Origin of the sequence: Methylorubrum populi (assembly GCF_002355515.1) — a bacterium.
Lineage (GTDB): Bacteria > Pseudomonadota > Alphaproteobacteria > Rhizobiales > Beijerinckiaceae > Methylobacterium > Methylobacterium populi_A.
The window spans coordinates 1,239,748-1,254,269 of sequence record NZ_AP014809.1; the positions used below are offsets into that span (position 1 = coordinate 1,239,748).

Here is a 14,522-nt window from a genome sequence, read left to right on the forward strand (position 1 = left end):
CGATGAGCGGCGGCTTCCGCCCTGCCACGCGTCGAAGATCGTACAACCGGATCGCTTCGCGCTGATCGATGCCGTCCGGCGGCGATGCAGGCCGAAGGCAGGTTCTCCATGAAGAAACGCGCCGGGCGTCATCCGCCGCGGCGCGCTTCTCGTCAGTCGGGGCGGTCGGCCGCCCGCACCCTCAGGCGAGCTTGACCGCGCGCGCTTCAGCCGCCTCGGCGATCTCAGCTTCGGCCGCGAGGTAGCGCCGCCGCATCGGCTTCAGCACGAAGACTGCGAGCGCGGCGGCCAAGATGTTCAGCCCGATGATGAGCCCGAACACCGCCGACCAGCCGTAGGAGGCCGACAGGACGCTGGCGAAGGGGACGAGGAAGGCCGCCGTCCCTTTGGCGGTGTACAGGAGCCCGGCGTTGCTGGCAGCGTACTTCGAGCCGAAGGTGTCGCCGCAGGTCGCCGGGAACAGCGAGTAGATCTCGCCGAACACCCCGAAATACATGGCCGTGCACAGCACGAAGACAACCGGGTTGCGGCCGTAGCCCAGCAGCAGGATGCAGGCCGTGGCGGCGATGACGAAGGCGATGAACATCGTGTTCTCGCGGCCGATATTGTCGGACACCCAGCCGAAGAACGGCCGCCCGAACCCGTCGAAGATGCGGTCGAGCGAGATCGCCAGGGTCAGCGCCGCCATCTGCAGGCCGAACAGGTTCATCGTCACGTCGGCGACCTTGAAGTCGTGGGCGATCGGAGCGATCTGCGCCGCCGCCATCAGGCCACCCGAAGCGACCATCACGAACATCGCGTACATCGTCCAGAACACGGGCGTGCGCACCGCCTGTTTCGGGCTGCGGTCGATCTTGGTCTGGGGCAGGCGCAGGTTCTTGCGCTTGATCGGTACGGCGACCGAGGGCTTGCGCAGGAGGAACGACAGCAGGAGGACGACGGCGCCCTGGCCGAGCCCGAAGACGAGGAAGGCCTTCTGGTAGCCGCTCGCGGCGATCATGTTGGCGATCGGGATCACCGTGACGGCCGCGCCCGCGCCGAAGCCCGCTGCCGTCGCGCCCGCGGCGAGGCCGCGCCGGTCGGGGAACCACTTCAGGGCGTTGCCGACGCAGGTGCCGTAGACCGAGCCCGCGCCGATGCCGCCGATGACGGCCGCCGTGTAGAGCAGGAAGAGCGAGTCGGCGTAGGCATTGAGCGTCCAGGACAGGGCGATCATGAGCCCGCCGAAGCCGACGACGATGCTCGGGCCGTAGCGGTCCACGAACCAGGTCTCGATCGGCACGAGCCACGTTTCGGTGGCGACAAAGATGGTGAAGGCGAACTGGATCGCCGTGCGCCCCCATTGATGCTGCGCGTCGATCGGATCGACGAACAGGGTCCAGCCGTACTGAAGATTGGCGATCATGGCCATGCAGAGCACGCCGAAGGCGAGTTGCCACCACTTGGCGGACGGCGCATCGACGGGCGCCTCGGTATGCGCGTGCTGCTCTGCCGGTTGGTAGACCATCCGGTTTCTCCCTAATGCGGTTCTCGTGCTCCCCTGGCGCCGCATCATGCACGATGATGCTAGGCATACAATATACCAGGGCGGTGAAGTTCGCGTGCGATGCTGCGGCAACCCAGCACATCCACTGGATTGGAACCGCCGGTCGGATCGCATCCGGTGGGTGTACCCGCGCGAAGCGAAATGCGTCGCCGCAGGCCGGCCGCCAAGGGGCCGGCCTGCGGCGACGAGGTCGAGGAAGCGGCCGGGCGGTGACCCCGGCCGGAGAGGACGTCAGTGCGCCGTGGCCGTCTTCGGCTCGGCCTCCCGCGCCGCCGCCTCGCGGGTGTAGGACTGCCGCATCGGCTTGAGCACGAAGATCGCCATCAGGGCCGCGAGGATGTTGAGTGCGGCCGCCGCCAGGAACACCGCATGCCAGGACCCGGTCATGGTCGTGAGGATGCTGGTGTAGGGCACGATCAGCGCCGCCGTGCCCTTGGCGGTGTAGAGCAGGCCGGCATTGGTGGCGGCGTATTTCGAGCCGAAGGTGTCGCCGCAGGTCGCCGGGAACAGCGAGTAGATCTCGCCCCAGGCGAAGAACACGAGGCCGGTCAGGATCACGAACATGATCGGGTCCTGGCCGAACTGGCTCAGCATGTAGATGCCCACACCTTCGATACCGAAGGAGAGGAACATCGTGTTCTCGCGGCCGATATGGTCGGAGATCCAGCCGAAGAGCGGGCGCGTCACGCCGTTGAGCACCCGGTCGATGGTGGCGGCGAAGGTCAGCGCCGGCAAAGTGATGCCGAGGAGGCTGACCGGCACGTCGGCGATGTGGAAGTCCTTGGCGATGGGGCCGAGCTGAGCGGTCGCCATCAGGCCGCCCGCCGCCATCATCACGAACATCGCGTACATCACCCAGAAGATCGGGGTGCGCACCATCTCGCCCGGACTGAAGTCCCGCTTGCTCTGGCTGACCCGGGCGATCTCGGGCACCTGCCCCTTCTTCGGCGCCACCAGGAACAGGGCGATCAGCATCACGATGAGCCCCTGGCCGAGGCCGAACCAGAGGAAGGCCGACTCGTAGCCGTAATGGTGGATCACCGCCTGGATCGGCACCACGGTCAGCGCCGAGCCCGCGCCGAAGCCCATCGCGGTGAGGCCTGCGGCGAGGCCGCGTCGGTCGGGAAACCACTTGAGCGAGTTGCCGACGCAGGTGCCGTAGACCGCGCCCGCTCCGGTGCCGCCGATGACGGCGCCGACATAGAGCAGGGTGAGCGAGTCGGCGTAGGCGTTGATCACCCAGGCGAGCCCGCACATCAGGCCGCCGGCCAGCGTCACGACCCGCGGGCCGTACTTGTCAACGAACCAGCCCTCAATCGGCACAAGCCAGGTCTCGGTGACGACGAAGAGGGTGAAGGCGACTTGGATCGCGGCGCGGTCCCATCCGTGCCGCTCTTGGATCGGGTTGACGAAGAACGTCCACCCGTACTGCATGTTGGCGATCATGCACATGCAGATGATGCCGAACAGCAACTGCAACCAGCGGTTTGCGGGTGGTGGAACAGGTGTGGTCGAAGCTTGGGTCATGGACGTCTCTCCAGTGTACGCTCGATTTTCCGAGCATTTTGTTCAGCTTAAATTCGAAATTAATATACGAAAAACTGAAGTATGAGCCGTCGAGACAATGTTTCGACGCGGACACGTGGCCAGCGCTGCAATGGTTCGATCGAAACCGCGGAACGCTCCGGGTGACACCTCCGCCGATTGGTCTTGCCGGACCCTGGACGATATGCCTGCAAGATCGAGGGCCGGGCGCTGGATCGGGCCCGGATCGAGAGCGGGGCCTGTCGCGACGCGCGCCGCTGCATCCCCAATGTTAGAAGGTCCGGTGGCTCGATCATGCCGGCCAGCCTGGACGGGGCGGCACCATAATTCAAAATGCCGGATTGACAATAGGTATGTTGTATACCAGCCTGCGTTCCAAGGCGTCCCCATCGAGAGGCACGCCGATGGAGGAGCGCCGTGTTTGGAGCGATGCGCCGTGCGCCGGACGCCTCGGGCGTCCGCACCATCCATAGGGACCGGTCGGTGGCCGAGGCGGCGCAGCTCCTTGTCCAATCGGATGCGGGCGCACTCGTCGTCGTCGAGGGCGATTCCGACGAGACCGTGACAGGCCTTCTGACCCAGCGCGACATCTTCCGTGCCGTGGCGGCCGAAGGGCCGGACGTCTACAATCGCAGCGTCTGGCTCATCACCGACCACGACTTCCCCGCCGTCGATATCGCGGCCTCGGCCCAGGAGCGGCTGAAGACGTTCTGCGAACGGAAGGTCGACCACATCGCCCTGATGGAATCCTGCCGCATCAGCGCAATCCTGAGCATCTGGGACTGTGCGGGCCAGGATATCGGCGAGGCGCGGGCAGCAACCCCGATGACGTCATCGCATCCGTGAAGGCACACGGCCCCGCTTGCGCACGATCGTCCCTGCGACCGTTGCTGTGCACGGCGCGTCGAGGCTGTGGACCGCACTCGACGGAGCGGACACAGCGCATCGGACGTTGTGCGAGAATGAACCGGAACCGGCCGGACGATATCTCCGAGAAAAGGCGCCCGTGATGGAAACTCCCATGAAACATCTGACCGTCGTCGAGTGCCCGATCGTCTTCCCGGGCGAGAACGAATTCGGTGCGTCGAGCGTCGACATGCTGCCCCGCCTCGGCATCGCCGGCGGCCTGGAGAGCCGCCACATCCGTGTGCTGGACGAGCGCATCATCGCCGTCTGCATCTGGCGCAGCTCGTTCTGCGCCAAGCTGTTCTTCGACGCCGCGTGGCACGAGCGGGCGGCGACCCTCTGGGGCGAGGCGTACCAGATCCGGTTCGAGGTGATCGAGAACGCCTCCGCCGCCTGATCGGCGCAGGCCGTTCGCAACGAGGAGGGCCAGCGCGATGGACACGGCCGCGCCGGCCCTTTCCGACGCCCCCCCCGCCATGGAGCCCGGGGACGCGGCGGCCCCTTCGGCCTTCCATGCCTGGAACCCGGGGCTCGAACCCGGCCTGCCGCGGGCGATGCGCCCGCTAGCGACTCTGTTCCGGTCCGAGAACGTCTCCCTCGGCTATCCCGAGATCCTCGAACTCTCCGATCTCAGCGGCCTGCCCGCGACCCAGATCGCCCCGTTCCGACCCGAGCGCCTCGTCGTCCACGAGGTGCTGATCCGGGTGATGGCCGACATCTCGGTTCCGGTCGGCGAGGTCTATGCCGATCTCGGTCTGAACTTCCGTCGGATCGTCACTACCCTCCTGCGCGAGGGCGTGACGCATCGCCTTGATGCCGTCACGGCCACCTATGAAGCCGTCCGCGCTGAGGCCGATGCGCTCCTCGAACGCGAGCTGTCGGCGCTGCTCGACGAGACGCCGGCGCAGACGCCCGAACCGGCCTCCGGCTGGATGCGCTGGCTCGCCCGGCTCGGCGGGCGCGACCGGCCCTCCTCCCGGATCCTCCCCCATTCCGGCGATGGCCAAGCCGATCTCCTCGGGCGTCTCGACGCGCGGTGTGCCGCCGCCGACGAGTCGGACACTCTGGAGAGCGCAGCACGCGAGGCCCTGCGCACGGTGTTCGGCCACGTCGTCGCCCGCCAGGGCATGCTGATCCGCGACCGCGCGCTTCTGCGGCGGCTCGCCGGGATCCTCGTGACCAACCGCTGCGGCAGCGACCGGATCGGTGCGCTGATCGCCCCCTGGATCGAGGCGGTCGCCGAGGCCGAGGGCTACCATCGCCCGGCCCCCCAAGCGCAGCCGGTGGTGATGACCGTCAAGGGCGCCTCGGCCTCGGGCAAGAGCACGATCCGGCCCTACCAGCGCGGCCTCGCCGGGCGGATCGGCGCCGCGTGGCAGGATTTCGCCGTCATCACCCCCGACGTCTGGCGCAAGTTCCTGCTCGATTACGACAGCCTGGGTCCCGCCCGCCGCTACGCCGGGCCGCTGACCGGCCACGAGGTCGAGATCGTCGATGCCAAGCTCGACCGCTACATCACCCGCAAGGCCGCGAATGGCCGCCTCTCGCACCTGCTGATCGACCGCTTCCGCTTCGACAGCTTCTCGACGGAGGCCGGCAGCGACGGCGCCGGGCAGCTCCTGACCCGGTTCGGCCACCAGGTCTATCTGCAGTTCATGGTCACGCCGCCCGAGGAAACCGTGGAGCGGGCCTGGAAGCGGGGCGAGGAATTCGGGCGCTACAAGGCAGTCGAGGATCTGCTCGCGCACAATGTCGAGGCCTATACCGGCATGCCGCGGCTGTTCTTCATGTGGGCCCTGCGCCGGGATCGGCCGGTCTTCTTCGAGTTCCTCGACAACAGCGTACCCAAGGGCGCGCGCCCGCTCACCATCGCCTTCGGGACGAACGACACGATGACCATCCTCGACGCCAGAGCGCTGCTGGCGATCGAGCGCTACCGGCGGATCGACATTCGCGCCCGCAGTCCGGCGGATGTCTATCGCGGCGTCACCGACGCGCCGGAGGCGGAGGCGGGCTTCCTGCGGGAGGTTCTGCGGCGGCTCGCCGTCGTACGCTTCGCCGATCGCGAGACGGGACGGGTCTTCGCACGGTTCGAGCAGGGCCGCTTGATCGGCTTGGATCGAGCGGGGCTTGCCGCCGCGCTCACCGATGCCGGGACGGCGCGGGCCCTCGCGGCAACCGGGTTGCCGAAGCAGACCGACACCGTGCCGCCCCTCGACGACGAAAACCTCTGCCCGACCGGGACGTCGACGCTCGGTGCCTGGGGGCGCGAGGCGGATCGAGTGATCGCCTGAGCATCGCTCACCGGGTGCGTCGACACCGGCAGATGCCTGTCACCGGCCCAAGCCCGGCAGCGGCGGGATCACCTAACCCGCTTTCACGTGCGCGTGACGCATGCCTGAATCTGGTATTTTGTCCTTCATATTCCAGAAGGGCAGAGTTATCTTATGTGCACCGCACCATAAAGCGCCCCGAAGCGCTTATCCTCGGAGACCACCATGCTTGCCACTTGGCTCGCCGCGCTCGTGTTTTTCGGCGCCTTGCAGGCGCTGCTCGTCGTCAAGCTGGCTGATCGGCTGACCCTCTCCGGCGCGCCGCAGGACTGTCAGCCCGTCTGTGATCCCGAGACGAAGCCGACCGCCGGCCGCTACGCCCGCGCCGCCTGAACCACGCCGAGGACTTCGGACGGAGCGACGCCGGCAGGGGTCAACCAGTCGAAGACGATCCGCTTACTCGGCGGCACGGTGAGGGGCGCTTCCGAACACGGCGTCGCGTCGAGGAAGGCCTGCAACTCGGCCTCGGAGAAGGATCCGAACGCCTCGACGAGATCGGCCAGGGCGTCGTCCAGAGCGTTCTCGGCCATCACCGCATCCTCCGGATGCCGACCCGAACGAAGATCATGCCTCCGTAGCCGGTCGGATCTGTCACTCTGGCATCTGGCATACCAGAGGGTGGGAAATCAAGTTCTACCCGTGGTGAGATCAGAAAAATAAAGTTGGCGACTGCTCCGCCGCGGTTACTCAGCCGCGATGCGGTGGACGCCGCCGACGGCGCCCGAACCGAGGATGTCGCCGATCTCGGCATCCGTGCAGCCGAGCACCTCGCGCAGGATCTCGTCGGTATGCTCGCCGAGCAGCGGGGCGCGGGTGACTTCCGTCGGACTCGCCGAGAGCTTGATCGGATTGCCGACGGTCAGGTAGGCGCCCCGGGTCGGATGCTCGACCTCGACCACCGTCCCGTTCGCCCGCAGCATCGGATCCTCGGCGATCTCCTTCATCGACAGGATCGGCCCGCACGGAATCTCGTAGGCGTTGAGGATCTCCATCGCCTCGAACTTGTCGTGCTTCATCGTCCAGGCTTCGATGCGGGTGAAGATCTCGTTGAGATGCGGGAGGCGGGCCTTCGGCGTGGCGTAGGCCGGGTCGGTCTTCCAGTCCGGCTCGCCGATGATGTCGCAGATCGGGCCCCAGACCGCTCCCTGCGTGATGAAGTAGATGTAGGCGTTGGGATCCTGCTCCCAGCCCTTGCATTTGAGGATTCGGCCGGGCTGACCGCCGCCGGAATCGTTACCGGCCCGCGGCACCGCCTCACCGAAGGGGACGCCCTCGCCGTACTGGCTGTATTCCATCAGGGGGCCGTGACCGAGGCGTTGCTGGTCCCGCAGCTTCACCCGGCAGAGATTGAGCACCCCGTCCTGCATGGCGCAATCGACCCGCTGGCCCTGTCCCGTCTGGGTGCGCTGGTAGAGTGCCGTGACGATGCCGAGCGCGAGGTGCAGCCCGGTGCCGGAATCGCCGATCTGCGCACCGGAGACCATCGGCACGCCGTCGCGCCAGCCGGTGGTGGAGGCGGCTCCGCCGACGCATTGGGCAACGTTCTCGTAGACCTTGCAATCCTGGTAACGGCCCGGGCCGAAGCCTTTCACGGAGGCCAGGATCAGCCCGGGATTGGCCGCCTGCAACCGCTCCCAGGTCAGCCCCATCCGGTCGAGCGCGCCGGGGGCGAAGTTCTCCACCAGCACGTCGCACTCGGCGATGAGCCGCCACAGGATCGCGTTGCCTTTGGGGTTTTTGGCGTCGAGCGTGATCGAGCGCTTGTTGTGGTTCAGCATCGTGAAGTAGAGGCTGTCCACGCCGGGAAGATCTTGCAGCTGCTGGCGCGTCGCGTCGCCGGCACCCGGCCGCTCGACCTTGATCACGTCGGCCCCGAACCATGCCAGCAATTGGGTGCAGGTCGGCCCCGACTGAACGTGGGTGAAGTCGAGGATCCGAACGCCGTCGAGCGCCTTGCCCATCGCAGGTCTCCTCCCCAGGAGCATAGCTTCAGTTTCGCGCGCTCTGTTCGGCCCATGGCGTCGGCCGGAACGCGCCGTTGAGAAGCCGGGCCGGTCTTTCACGCCGGGCACGAGGCACATCCGAGGAAGGCTGCCCTGCGCCCAGCGAATGCCGAAGGTCTCGACTTCAAGGTTTCTTTCTGGCATACCAGATGCCAGACGTCAACGTTTGTGAGCTTCAGGTGCGGAATCCGCACGGGCTCGTGAGCGGATTTCAGAGGCATAAGCCGGGCGCATGGGTGTGTCCGGCTTGTCTTCCCAGAGGCGAGGCGCCATGCTCGAACGGCTCGATGCCCCGACTCCGGGCCCGCATCCCCATCGGCATCAAGGTCGATCCGAAGCGATGGAAAATCTCTCGATCAAGCCGATCGTCCCGGCGACGAGCCTGCGGACACTGGCCTACGAGGCACTGAAGTCCGCTATCACCAATATGGACATCTACGGCCAGTCCGGAGATGTGCGGCTCGACGAGCGCGGCCTGTCGCAGACGCTCGGCGTGAGCCGCACGCCGATCCGCGAGGCGCTGACGGTGCTGGAGCAGGAAGGCTTCGTGCGCAACGAGCCCCGGCGCGGGGTGTTCGTCGTCAAGAAGACGAAGCGCGAGATCGTCGGCATGATCCAGGCCTGGGCCGCTCTCGAGAGCATGGCGGCGCGGCTCGCCTGCACCGCCGCGACGGACGAGGATCTCGCCTGTCTGCGCCGCTCCTTCCCCGAATTCTTCGACGGCAAGCCCTACGAGCATCTCGGCGAGTACTCGGAAGCCAATATCCGCTTCCACCAGAAGATCATCTCGCTGGGCCACAGCGAGGTGATCAAGGATCTGACCAGCAACCTCCTGATGCACGTGCGCGGCATCCGCAACACGGCGCTCCGCCAGGGCGACCGCGCCTCGAAGTCGATCGAGGAGCACGTGCAGATCATCGAGGCGCTGGAGGCCCGCGATGCCGAGCGCGCCGAGCGCCTCGTGCGCGACCATGGCCTCGGGTTGGCCGACCACGTCCAGCGCTACGGCGACCACCTCGACTGACCGCTCGGCGCGAGCGCCGCGTCGCCGCGCCGACGACCGCTTCCGTCGGATCGGGTCGCGAAAGGCCGCGATGACGGGCGGGTGCATCCTCTCCCCGTCCATGCGAGCCCTCGGGCCGAGCCCTATGGAAGCGCCGCGCCGGCCGAACACGGCGGCGACGCATGCGTGCTGCCGGTTGCCGGACAATCCCGCCAAGCTTCCGCCTCGCCGCGTCGCGATTCATGATGCAGCGGATTGCCGCGTCAGGATTATTCCTCCCCCTCTCCGTTTCCTGAAGGGTTCGTTCATCGGGCGTTCCTAGAGCACGGGCGATGGTGTGGGCGAAAGCCTAGCCGTTGGACTGCCTCAAGTCCTCCACGCCGCCGACTTCGGACAACGCCCTTGAAGATCGCCGTCATCGCCCATCTCAAGTTCCCGATCGGACAGCCCTATCTGGGCGGCCTCGAGATGCACACGCATCACTTGGCCGGCGCGCTGCGGGCGCGGGGCCACAGGGTCACCCTGTTCGCCTCCGAAGGCTCCGACCCGGCCCTGGTCCCTAATCCCGTCTGCCCGCCGACCGGCGATGCCCTGGGCGATCCGGTGGCCTGCGAGCGGATCGAGCGGGCCGAACTCGCGGCCTACGAGCGCATCATGGAGGCGGTCGCCCGCGGCGGCTTCGACATCGTGCACAACAACAGCCTGCACGACCTGCCGCTGCGCGCGAGCAACACCCTCGCCGTTCCGATGACGACGGCGCTGCACACGCCGCCCTTCGAGTCCCTGGCCGAGGGCGTGCGGGCGGCCAAGCCCGGCATGATCTTCGCGGCCGTCTCGCCCTCGCTGGCTCAGGAATGGCAGGCGCTCGTTCCGGATGCCCGTATCATCGGCAACGGCATCGACCTCTCGACCTTCGCGTTCAGCCCGTTCGCGGAGCCGGCCAACTACGTATTCTGGAGCGGGCGGATCGTGCCGGAGAAGGGCACGCATCTGGCGATCGACGCCGCGCGGCAAGCCGGAATGCGCCTGCGCTTCGCCGGCCCGAAGCCGAATCCGCGCTACTGGGACGAGTGGATCGCCCCGCGGCTCGGGGCCGACGTCACCTATGTCGGCCACCTCTCCCATCGTGAATTGGCGCGCCAGCTCGGCGGCGCGCGGGCGGCCATCGTCTCGCCGCGCTGGGAGGAGCCGTTCGGCCTCGTCGTCGCCGAGGCCCTGGCCTGCGGCACGCCGGTTGCCGCCTTCGGTCGCGGCGCGATCCCCGACATCGTCGATCGCCTCTCCGGCGCACTCGCCCCGGCCGATGATGTGGCGGCCCTCGCCCGCGCGATCGAGCGCGCCGTCACCCTCGAGCGCCGCGCCTGTCGCCGCCGGGCCGAGACACTCTACGACGCCGACGTGATGACCGACGGCTACGAGGAACTCTACCGCGAGGTGCTCGCGGGCGCGCCGGCCAACAGCGCCCGCGCCGCCGTCTTCGAACGCCCGGCGGCCTGAACGCCATGCTTCCGCACCTCGGCCCGGCCGTCGTTTGCATCCCGGCCCGCAACGAGGCCGAGCGCCTGCCCCGCCTGCTGCGGGCGCTCGCCGCCCAGGACGGGTACTCGTTGGCTGCGCCGCTGAAGGTCGTGATCGTCAGCAACAACTGCACCGACGGCACGGTCGAGGCGGTGCGTGCCCTCGAAGCGTCCGGCGCGCTCGGCACCCTGGCGCTGCGCCTGATCGAGGCGACCCTCGCCCCGGCCGAGGCCCATGTCGGTACGGCCCGCCGCCGCGCCCTCGACGCGGGCGCCGATTGGCTGGAGCGCGAGGGTGCGCCCGACGGCGTGCTGCTCACCACCGATGCCGACGCGCGCATCGCCCCCGGCTGGGTCGCGGCGAACCTGCGCGCCCTGGAGAAGGCCGAGATCGTCGGCGGCCGGCTGGTGATCGACGACGAGGGCGCCGCCGATCCCATGCTCGCCGCCTTCCACGCGCGGGTCGAGCGCTACTGGTCGGGCGTGCGGGCTCTCGAGGATGCTCTCGATCCGCCGCCGGACGATCCGGCGCCGCGCCACGGCGACCATACGGGGGGAAGCCTCGCGCTTCGGGCCTCGCTCTACCGCGCGGTGGGCGGCCTGCCCGCCCTGCCCCGCGGCGAGGACAATGCCCTGGTCGGTGCCGTCCGGCGCGCGGGTGGGCGCTTGCGCCACTGCCCCGACGTTTCGGTGCTCGTCTCGGCCCGCACCGCCGGGCGCGCCGAGGGCGGCATGGCGACCGAGATGCTGCGCCGGGCCCGCGTCGTGCGCGGGGGCGAGGCCTATTGCCTGCCGACCGCGGCCCATTGGGAACGGATCATCCTGCGCCGGGCCGCCCTGCGCCGCGCCTATCGCGAGGGTGCCGCACCGGCCACCCTGCACGCGCTCGGACTCGGTGCAGAGGACCTCGCCGCCATCGATCCCGCGGCCTGCCCCAACGACATCGCCTTCGTGGAGCGCGCCCATGCCCGCCTGGAATCGCGGGACGATCCGGCCCCGGAATGCGGCCTCGACGAGGCCCTGGCAGCGCTCGACGCGCTCGTCACGGCCCTTCGGCGCGACCGGGCGGCGTGAGTCCGGCCTGAATTCGGCATGAAGCTGGCGAGAAAGCCGGCGATAGGGTCAGGCTGTCGTTGAGGCGGCCCAACCTCGCGCCGCATTGTTCCTGGATCGCGCATGACTCGTCCGGTCGGCTACTACGTCCACCACCAAGGAGCCGGGCACCTCCAGCGGGCGATCGCGCTCGCGCGCGCGCTCGAGGCCCTCGGGCGCCCCTGCACGCTGATGGGCAGCTTCAACGGCCTCGACACTTCGGGTGCGCCCGGCCCCGTTCTTGATCTGCCCGACGATCGTCTTGACCGGAGCTTCGACGGGCAGGACGGTGCGGATCAGCGCCCCGAATGCTTCCACTACGTGCCGCTGAACCATCCCGGCATCCGCGCGCGGATGGGCCGGATCGCGGCCTGGGCGGCGGAGCACGATCCGGCGCTGATCGTCGTTGACGTCTCGGCGGAGGTGGCGCTGCTCGCCCGGCTCCTGTCGGTGCCGAGCCTCGTCGTGCGCCTGTCCGGGACCCGCACCGACCGACCGCATCTGGAAGCCTTCCGGGCCGCCTCGCGCCTGCTCGCGCCGTTCCCCGAAGCGCTCGACGGCGGCGACGTGCCGGCTTGGGTGCGCGAAAAAACCCTCTACGGCGGCTTTCTCGGCGGTGCGCCAGCGCGGCTCGTGTCCGAGGAGGACGGACGCATCGTCGTGGTGTTCGGCCGCGGCGGCGAGGGCGGGCGGCTGGACGCGCTGATCGAGGCCGCCCGAGCGGTGCCGGACCGCGCCTGGCACGTGCTCGGACCTGTCACCGGCACGGGGTCGCCACCGGACAACCTGAACCTGCACGGCTGGGTCACGGATGTGCACCCGCATCTCGCCCCCGCCTCCCTCGTGGTCGGGGGTGCGGGCGACGGACTCGTCACGGCGGTGGCGGCCCTGGGCAAGCGTTTCCTGTGCCTGCCCGAGCCGCGCGCCTACGACGAGCAGGAGGCCAAGGCGCAGGCGCTGGAGCGGCTCGGTGCGGCGGTGGTCCATCGCGGCTGGCCGGAGGCGGCGGCGTGGTCGCAACTCGCCGCCGCTGGCCTCAGCATCGATCCGGAAATCGTCCGGCGCCTCGCCGAGCCCGATGCGCTCGCGCGCACCGCCGACGCCATCGAGGCGCTTTGCTGGGCGGCGGACTGACCGGCGTTCATGCCAGAGGCCTGCTCGGGTCGACCCATGCCGCCCGAGCCACACCCCGCTGAGGCGTACTCACTTGTCGTTCGTCGTCCCCGGTGAGGTCTCCCGCCCCGTCGTGCCGGGCCCCGAGGCGCCGTGCGTCTTCGGCTTGTCGGACAGCACGCCGGCGCCATCGCGGGTGATACCGCCGCTGCCCGGATTCGGATTGCTGCTTTTGGCCGTGCCGGTCTGATCGTTGACGCCGGCATTGCCGAAGCTGCCGGCGCGGCCCGCGCCGCCGCCCGTCTCCCGGGCGGCAGCCGGCAGGGGTGTGAGGATCGCGACGCCAAGCGTCACCGCGGCGAGCCATCGTCCGTTCATCGCGATCCTCCTCATCTCGGCCTGACCAAGCGCGCCGGTCAGCGCTTGGGCGAAAAAGTCGGATCGCTGATGCGTCGCAGGTTTTCGGATGGTGTCTCCGCCTCGGTGGCCTCCACCGACTCGACACTTCCGCCCGCGATCGAGTCGCGCCGGTCGAAGTCGGAGGCGGTGCGCGCCACCTGCGCTTCCCAACTCGGGTCCTCCTGCAGGGCGCGCTGGAGGTCGGCGGGGCGGGCAACGTCGAGGGGACTGTCCTGCCCGAAATCCTGCCCGTTGCGGTCGGCGTTGGCGTTGAAGTTGCGCAGGGAATCGTGCTCGGATTCGGGCTTGCCGCGGCTCTCGTCCATGGCTGTTCTCCTGATGGGGAGCGGATGGGTCCGTTCGATGTCGGTCCGAGGCGCTCGTTTCAGTGAGAGCGCTCGGTGCGGTCGGGGGCGTGGCCCATGCTGCTGTGGCGGTGGTGCGCGTCGCGCTCGCCGCCCCCGGACACGCCGGACTTGGAGTGATTGGTCGGGCTGCCGGGCGTCGGCCCGTGATCGGACTCGACAGCGGGCTTCGACCGGTCCTGGTGGCTGCTGCCCGGCCCGCCGTGATGACGGTCGGTGTTGGGGTGCTTCGAGGACGTGCTCATTCAGCGATCCTGCTGGTAGCCCTGATGGGTGGTGTTGACCTTCGAGTTGCCGGCCTGGCCGATCTTGTCGGGATCCTTCGTCTGCGACGAGGACTGCCCCTGAACGGTGGCGGTCTCGGGCGCGCTTCCCGGGCCCTTATCGGACCGGTTGGCCGGCGGAACGGGTGGGGGCTTGGTGCTCATCGAAACTCCGGGGTTCATGCGTCGGGGACGATACCTGAAGAACCGGCCGAGCCTCGAAGAGTTCGGATCGATCATCGAAACTTTTCAGCCGAGGCTGCGGTCAAGCCTCCGGATCCCGCCCTGTTAGGCAAGAGATCGCCGGGACTTAGCCGATGCATCGCCTGCGTGTACGAGACAGCAATGCTTTGCAATCCGGACGGATATTCTTGGCAGAAGCGTCGCTTCCGAGAGGCCATGCCTGGAAATTGCGAGTCTGTGCTCGCCGCAGCCGG

The 14,522-nt window shown here is 68.6% G+C and carries 16 protein-coding genes; 8 read left to right on the forward strand and 8 right to left on the reverse strand.

Annotation, left to right across the window (positions count from 1 at the left end):
- Positions 1–181 precede the first annotated feature (181 nt).
- Together oxlT (MPPM_RS05750) and oxlT (MPPM_RS05755) are read right to left on the reverse strand one after the other, a co-directional pair.
- The gene (gene oxlT, locus MPPM_RS05750) at positions 182–1,507 is read right to left on the reverse strand and encodes an oxalate/formate MFS antiporter (protein ID WP_096484225.1); all 1,326 of its coding nucleotides are present in this window, start codon (positions 1,505–1,507) and stop codon (positions 182–184) included.
- A gap of 270 nt (positions 1,508–1,777) precedes the next feature.
- The gene (gene oxlT, locus MPPM_RS05755; RefSeq protein WP_096484226.1) at positions 1,778–3,073 is read right to left on the reverse strand and encodes an oxalate/formate MFS antiporter; all 1,296 of its coding nucleotides are present in this window, start codon (positions 3,071–3,073) and stop codon (positions 1,778–1,780) included.
- A 435-nt stretch (positions 3,074–3,508) separates the two neighbouring features.
- On the opposite strand from oxlT (MPPM_RS05755), the gene MPPM_RS05760 reads away from it, so the two are divergent.
- The 4 genes from MPPM_RS05760 (at position 3,509) to MPPM_RS28505 (ending at position 6,663) form a co-directional block, all read left to right on the forward strand.
- Entirely contained in the window at positions 3,509–3,937 is a 429-nt protein-coding gene (locus MPPM_RS05760; protein WP_096484227.1) for a CBS domain-containing protein, read from the forward strand.
- Between the two features lie 175 nt (positions 3,938–4,112).
- Positions 4,113–4,394, forward strand: coding sequence for a hypothetical protein (locus MPPM_RS05765; RefSeq protein WP_096484228.1), 282 nt, complete (start codon positions 4,113–4,115; stop codon positions 4,392–4,394).
- Between the two features lie 37 nt (positions 4,395–4,431).
- Complete coding sequence (locus MPPM_RS05770; protein WP_096484229.1) at positions 4,432–6,291, forward strand: DEAD/DEAH box helicase family protein; 1,860 nt, start codon at positions 4,432–4,434, stop codon at positions 6,289–6,291.
- A 204-nt stretch (positions 6,292–6,495) separates the two neighbouring features.
- Positions 6,496–6,663, forward strand: a complete 168-nt coding sequence (locus MPPM_RS28505) for a hypothetical protein (RefSeq protein ID WP_173807882.1) — start codon at positions 6,496–6,498, stop codon at positions 6,661–6,663.
- Here the strand turns inward: MPPM_RS28505 and MPPM_RS05775 are convergent.
- Positions 6,645–6,860: a hypothetical protein gene (locus MPPM_RS05775; RefSeq protein WP_096484230.1), complete on the reverse strand. Its 216-nt coding sequence runs from the start codon at positions 6,858–6,860 to the stop codon at positions 6,645–6,647. The genes MPPM_RS28505 and MPPM_RS05775 overlap by 19 nt on opposite strands.
- A gap of 153 nt (positions 6,861–7,013) precedes the next feature.
- Positions 7,014–8,291: a formyl-CoA transferase gene (gene frc / locus MPPM_RS05780; RefSeq protein WP_096484231.1), complete on the reverse strand. Its 1,278-nt coding sequence runs from the start codon at positions 8,289–8,291 to the stop codon at positions 7,014–7,016.
- Between the two features lie 382 nt (positions 8,292–8,673).
- Here frc and MPPM_RS05785 point away from each other — a divergent pair, with 382 nt between their 5' ends.
- The 4 genes from MPPM_RS05785 (at position 8,674) to MPPM_RS05800 (ending at position 13,079) form a co-directional block, all read left to right on the forward strand.
- Positions 8,674–9,357: a GntR family transcriptional regulator gene (locus MPPM_RS05785; RefSeq protein WP_096484232.1), complete on the forward strand. Its 684-nt coding sequence runs from the start codon at positions 8,674–8,676 to the stop codon at positions 9,355–9,357.
- A gap of 381 nt (positions 9,358–9,738) precedes the next feature.
- On the forward strand, positions 9,739–10,833 hold the full coding sequence (locus tag MPPM_RS05790; RefSeq protein ID WP_096484233.1) for a glycosyltransferase: 1,095 nt from the start codon (positions 9,739–9,741) through the stop codon (positions 10,831–10,833).
- Between the two features lie 5 nt (positions 10,834–10,838).
- Positions 10,839–11,927 carry a glycosyltransferase family 2 protein gene (locus MPPM_RS05795; protein ID WP_096484234.1) on the forward strand — a complete coding sequence of 363 codons (1,089 nt, stop codon included), beginning with the start codon at positions 10,839–10,841 and terminating at the stop codon, positions 11,925–11,927.
- Between the two features lie 102 nt (positions 11,928–12,029).
- Positions 12,030–13,079 carry a glycosyltransferase gene (locus tag MPPM_RS05800; protein ID WP_096484235.1) on the forward strand — a complete coding sequence of 350 codons (1,050 nt, stop codon included), beginning with the start codon at positions 12,030–12,032 and terminating at the stop codon, positions 13,077–13,079.
- Positions 13,080–13,148: 69 nt separating this feature from the next.
- Here MPPM_RS05800 and MPPM_RS05805 read toward each other — a convergent pair whose 3' ends face one another.
- From MPPM_RS05805 to MPPM_RS05820, 4 genes are read right to left on the reverse strand one after another with little or no spacing between them, the layout of a single operon-like run.
- Positions 13,149–13,436, reverse strand: coding sequence for a hypothetical protein (locus MPPM_RS05805; protein WP_096484236.1), 288 nt, complete (start codon positions 13,434–13,436; stop codon positions 13,149–13,151).
- Positions 13,437–13,474: 38 nt separating this feature from the next.
- Complete coding sequence (locus MPPM_RS05810) at positions 13,475–13,783, reverse strand: hypothetical protein (protein ID WP_096484237.1); 309 nt, start codon at positions 13,781–13,783, stop codon at positions 13,475–13,477.
- 59 nt (positions 13,784–13,842) lie between these two features.
- Positions 13,843–14,067, reverse strand: a complete 225-nt coding sequence (locus tag MPPM_RS05815; RefSeq protein WP_096484238.1) for a hypothetical protein — start codon at positions 14,065–14,067, stop codon at positions 13,843–13,845.
- The gene (locus tag MPPM_RS05820; protein WP_096484239.1) at positions 14,068–14,250 is read right to left on the reverse strand and encodes a hypothetical protein; all 183 of its coding nucleotides are present in this window, start codon (positions 14,248–14,250) and stop codon (positions 14,068–14,070) included.
- Positions 14,251–14,522: the final 272 nt, after the last annotated feature.